Origin of the sequence: Nitrospira sp. (genome assembly GCA_030653545.1) — a bacterium.
Lineage (GTDB): Bacteria > Nitrospirota > Nitrospiria > Nitrospirales > Nitrospiraceae > Nitrospira_D.
On sequence record JAURZE010000003.1, the window covers coordinates 1 to 3,846 of the forward strand.

At 58.3% G+C, this 3,846-nt stretch carries 6 protein-coding genes; 1 reads left to right on the forward strand and 5 read right to left on the reverse strand.

Features of this window, described 5'->3' with window-relative positions:
- The first annotated feature begins 266 nt into the window (after positions 1 to 266).
- Positions 267 to 1,058, forward strand: a complete 792-nt coding sequence (locus Q7U39_00040) for a class I SAM-dependent methyltransferase (GenBank protein MDO9116316.1) — start codon at positions 267 to 269, stop codon at positions 1,056 to 1,058.
- A gap of 31 nt (positions 1,059 to 1,089) precedes the next feature.
- Here the strand turns inward: Q7U39_00040 and Q7U39_00045 are convergent, their stop codons facing one another.
- The 5 genes from Q7U39_00045 to Q7U39_00065 all read right to left on the reverse strand — a co-directional run bounded on the left by Q7U39_00045 (position 1,090) and on the right by Q7U39_00065 (position 3,428).
- Positions 1,090 to 1,947, reverse strand: a complete 858-nt coding sequence (locus Q7U39_00045) for a fatty acid desaturase (protein ID MDO9116317.1) — start codon at positions 1,945 to 1,947, stop codon at positions 1,090 to 1,092.
- Positions 1,948 to 2,018: 71 nt separating this feature from the next.
- The gene (locus Q7U39_00050) at positions 2,019 to 2,342 is read right to left on the reverse strand and encodes an RNA-binding protein (protein MDO9116318.1); all 324 of its coding nucleotides are present in this window, start codon (positions 2,340 to 2,342) and stop codon (positions 2,019 to 2,021) included.
- 252 nt (positions 2,343 to 2,594) lie between these two features.
- Positions 2,595 to 2,783, reverse strand: a complete 189-nt coding sequence (locus tag Q7U39_00055) for a hypothetical protein (GenBank protein ID MDO9116319.1) — start codon at positions 2,781 to 2,783, stop codon at positions 2,595 to 2,597.
- Entirely contained in the window at positions 2,780 to 3,031 is a 252-nt protein-coding gene (locus tag Q7U39_00060; protein MDO9116320.1) for a hypothetical protein, read from the reverse strand. The genes Q7U39_00055 and Q7U39_00060 overlap by 4 nt, the downstream gene beginning before the upstream one ends.
- A gap of 55 nt (positions 3,032 to 3,086) precedes the next feature.
- On the reverse strand, positions 3,087 to 3,428 hold the full coding sequence (locus tag Q7U39_00065) for a hypothetical protein (protein MDO9116321.1): 342 nt from the start codon (positions 3,426 to 3,428) through the stop codon (positions 3,087 to 3,089).
- Positions 3,429 to 3,846: the final 418 nt, after the last annotated feature.

Consider the following 3,846-nt stretch of genomic DNA (forward strand, 5'->3'; position numbering starts at 1 on the left):
AACGGGGTTCTGGGCGGCCCGACGGCGGGCGCCCCCCACGGGAAACGCTCCCGGCCCAGCGAATTTCCAGCTGAGTACCCGTGCTAACGCCCTCAGAAACCGATGGCGCGGCGTAAACGGGAATTAATCAGACCTTCCCTAAGTCCAACAGGAAGTAGAAGTAACGAACGCATCGGTGATGCCGTCAGAAACGAGGACTGCTGCATTGACAGGATGCAGTTCGGCCGGTAGCCTGCGTCTACACCAGATTTCATCGAGAGTATACCGTGACATCCCGTTGGCGTCTTCCTCAGCACGATTACTGGTCCACGCCGTTTGCCGAGTCGTTGTTGCGCCATCTTGATCTGTGTCCCGGCGCCACGGTTCTTGATGTCGCAGGAGGCCATGGTATTCCTGCGTTCTACGTGGCCGAGCAGGTTGGTTCCGGTGGGCAGGTGCTCAGTATCGACGTGAGTGCCGGACAAGTGGCGCGCGCGCGATCGATCCAGGGCTCCCACCTTCCCTGGCTGCAATTTGAGTGTGTCGATCTCCGCGCATTGCCGGCGGATCTTCCCGCCTATGATCGCATCACCGGCAATCTGTCCGTGATGTTCTTTCGCCCGAACCGCTTCGAAGTCATCCAAGGATTGGCGGCTCACCTGAATCCAGGCGGCCAGATGGTCTTGACCTTTCCCTCCCTCGGCACCTTCGATTCCCTGTGGCGTCGGGTCGATCAGGAGATGGCGACGCTGGGGCTGCTCACAGAGCGCCGACGTCTCGAAGCTTATATCGCCGAGCGGCCGTCTGCGGAGGAGGGGAGGGAATGGCTCGATGGAGCCGGCCTCCACCGCATTGAGGTGGCGGAGTATCCCCTGGAGGTCGCAACTGGTCCAGGCCAGGAGCTCTTGCATCATCCGCTGTTGCGAGGCGGATTCCTCGACGACGTATTTGAATGTTTTGATGATCAGCTATTAGCCGAACGCGTCATGACGCAGGTATCGGAAGATCTCGACGGCGTGCTCCCATTGATCGCGCAACGATGCGTGCTCGCCGGTTGGAAGCCGGCTTCCGGAATGTGAACGGGCGGAGAGTCGTCGTCTGTAGTGACGGCTAGCGTGCGGAAGAGGCCGCGGTCCTGAGCGATGAGGCCAGGCCCAGCTTTGACAGTGTGAAGATCAGCCACTTCGACGGGTCGAAGTTGTACCACCGGGGACCGTTGCGGTAATCGTTTTGATGTGTGTGGTGGTAATTGTGGTATCCCTCGCCGAATGTCAGCAAGGATACCCACCAGCTGTCGCGGCTGGAATCTGCCTGGCTATGCGGCTGACGCCCCCAGAGGTGGCAGACTGAATTGATGCAAAAGGTTGAGTTGAGTACGGCAAAGGCGCGTCCGACGCCCGCGAGCAGAAAGCATCCCAGCCCGCCCATCCAGCCGTTGTAGAGAAAGCCTACGGCAAATGTCAGTCCCAGGCCGGAGAGGACGATCAGCCAATAGTGGCGATGTTGCCACATGACAACCGAGTCCTGGCGTAAACGGGATGCGTATTTGTCGTTCGCGTTCGCGTCTTTATAAAACAACCATCCGCAGTGGCTGTACCAAAATCCTCTAGTCGCATTGTAAGGATCAGCGTCCTGATCGCAGGCCGCATGATGGCGAATATGGTCGGCCGCCCACTTCAGGGCAGAGTTCTCAAGCGCCCATCCGCCGGCCACTAAGAGTACGGCTTTCACCCAATTCGGGCATTCAAAGCTGCGGTGCGAGAGCAGTCGATGGTACCCCACCGTAATCCCCAACCCTGTGACCACATAGAGCACTCCGAACAACGTCCAGTCGACCCAGCTATATCCGTAGAAATAGCCGAACGCCGGCACGCCGATCATGGCGACAGCCGTGACAATACCAAAGAGCGCCGTCGTCAAATAGTTCGGAACGGCTGGGTGTGTGGCTGATGTTGGGGGAGTGGGCATGAGGAAGTCTCCTTGTGGGAGCGAGGGAGAAGGAGGAGCGCAATGACGCGCTCCTCCTTGCATCGACTGAACTAGAACCGGCCGCGCTTCTCGCCGCCGCCGCCGCCGAAACGACCGCCGCCGCCGCCACCGCCGCCCGTGCGCGGTTCTTGGGGCTTAGCTTCGTTGACCGTCAACGGGCGTCCATCCATCTGTGAGCCGTTCAATGCAGTAATAGCTGCCTTGGCTTCTTCTGGTGTCGACATCTCGACGAAGCCGAAGCCCCGTGATTGTCCCGTAAACTTGTCCGCGATCACGCGCGCAGATTCGACTGTGCCGTGCGCGGCGAACAAGGTGGTGAGCTGTGATTCAGTTGCCGCATACGGCAACCCGCCGACATAAAGTTTTGAACCCATGGGGGTTCCTCCTTCCGGAAAGTGACATTGTCTGGGACGCGAGAACAACTTCCCGAGGGGAAGGAGAGGGCCGAAGACGCTATTCAGTGAGGCGGCTTAGGTCAGGCTTCCGATCAGAATCTCGGTGAGAACAACATCGGTGATGGGCCGTTCGATCATTATATTCCACGCGAGGCCCGCCGCGTCGAATATTGAGAGACTAACACACCTCAATTGAAATAGCCACTTGTCTTGTGAAGGGTCTAGAAATGCTCAGCCGGTGAACGAAACTGCGGGGTCTTGCGGGCCGGCGACCATGCCGGCCAAGTCAGGGTCTTCCTGACCGTCCAAAGAAGCTGAAACGGGTTTCTCAGCCTTGCGTTGAGCCCGGCGCGCATCTTTGTTCTGTTGCCGCTCGTGTCTGGTCTGTTCACGATGGCGTTTTTTGATAGTCGTGCTCATGCTTTCCTCACTGGCGGATTGGTTTCACGCGCTGCGCACGAATTATCAATGGCTTTCTTGGCTAACGAAAAGGCTGCGGTCTTGGCATCCCATTCGGACTTGTATCTCCCCAGCGGGGCGTCGACGGAGGTGCCCATGGTGGACTCGAGGAGTCCGGGAATCACGAAGCGACAGCGCCAGGTTCCATTGGGCTGTTGTTCGGGCATGAGGAGAATCTTCTTGCCTTGCGAGTAGCAGGTCTCAGCCATCACGCTCTCCTCTGGGTAGGTGCTCGGCACCCATGCAATGAGTTCGAACCTCTTGCTACGCGGATTTGATGAATCGGTCTGCGCTGAGGATGCTGTGCAATCGCTCAGTGACAGAGCGTCGATACGGCTCTTTTTGGCGGACCATGATGACCAGATTCTCGCGATCGAGGAGAATATTCAGGTCGTCTTGGGTGACGAGTTGCCGTGTCGAGGTCCCGATATTCATCCGGTATTGGGTTCTCCCGTCCGGATTCCGCATCGCGCCGGAAACCATTTCGGTTAACCCGTCAATCACTCCTTCGTGCCCTTCGAGGCGGTGTTTAACCCTGGTGCCATCAGGGATGCGGACCCAATCTGATGCGAGGGGCTGAGCCGATGAGGGGGCTTTCTGCGTCATGCGGGAGTCTCCTTTGCGGACGCGGACTAGTGGCGTCCACGAGTCGGCCGATGAATGGGTGATGCTCAGAGTTCCGGACGGAAGCACAATGACAACTGCCGGACCGATTGCGAAGGACGGAGTGAGCGGGATCGCTGACGAAACAGATAGGTAGCTATCAGAAGCCTGTACAAAATGAGTTTAGCACGCTTCTGCCGACATAGCGAACGACTCTGCCTTTCCAGGCTACGCGCTTCTTCCTCCACGTTCCGTGGGCGTGCGCTATCGCGGTCCGGGGGCGCTAGTGTAGTGATACATAAATAGCTTTACTTATTATACCGTACGGGTATACTCCTCCCCAAGAGGAGGACTGGCCTATGCGCATTGCCCCGTCCCTGCAGCTGACTGATCCCGAACGCCAGCAACTGGCGCAGTGGGC

Excerpts from the sequence above, each read along its gene's own strand:
- Q7U39_00045 (MDO9116317.1), bottom strand. The coding sequence starts at position 1,947 with ATGCCCACTCCCCCAACATCAGCCACACACCCAGCCGTTCCGAACTAT.
- Q7U39_00050 (MDO9116318.1), bottom strand. The coding sequence starts at position 2,342 with ATGGGTTCAAAACTTTATGTCGGCGGGTTGCCGTATGCGGCAACTGAA.
- Q7U39_00055 (MDO9116319.1), bottom strand. The coding sequence starts at position 2,783 with ATGAGCACGACTATCAAAAAACGCCATCGTGAACAGACCAGACACGAG.
- Q7U39_00060 (MDO9116320.1), bottom strand. The coding sequence starts at position 3,031 with ATGGCTGAGACCTGCTACTCGCAAGGCAAGAAGATTCTCCTCATGCCC.
- Q7U39_00065 (MDO9116321.1), bottom strand. The coding sequence starts at position 3,428 with ATGACGCAGAAAGCCCCCTCATCGGCTCAGCCCCTCGCATCAGATTGG.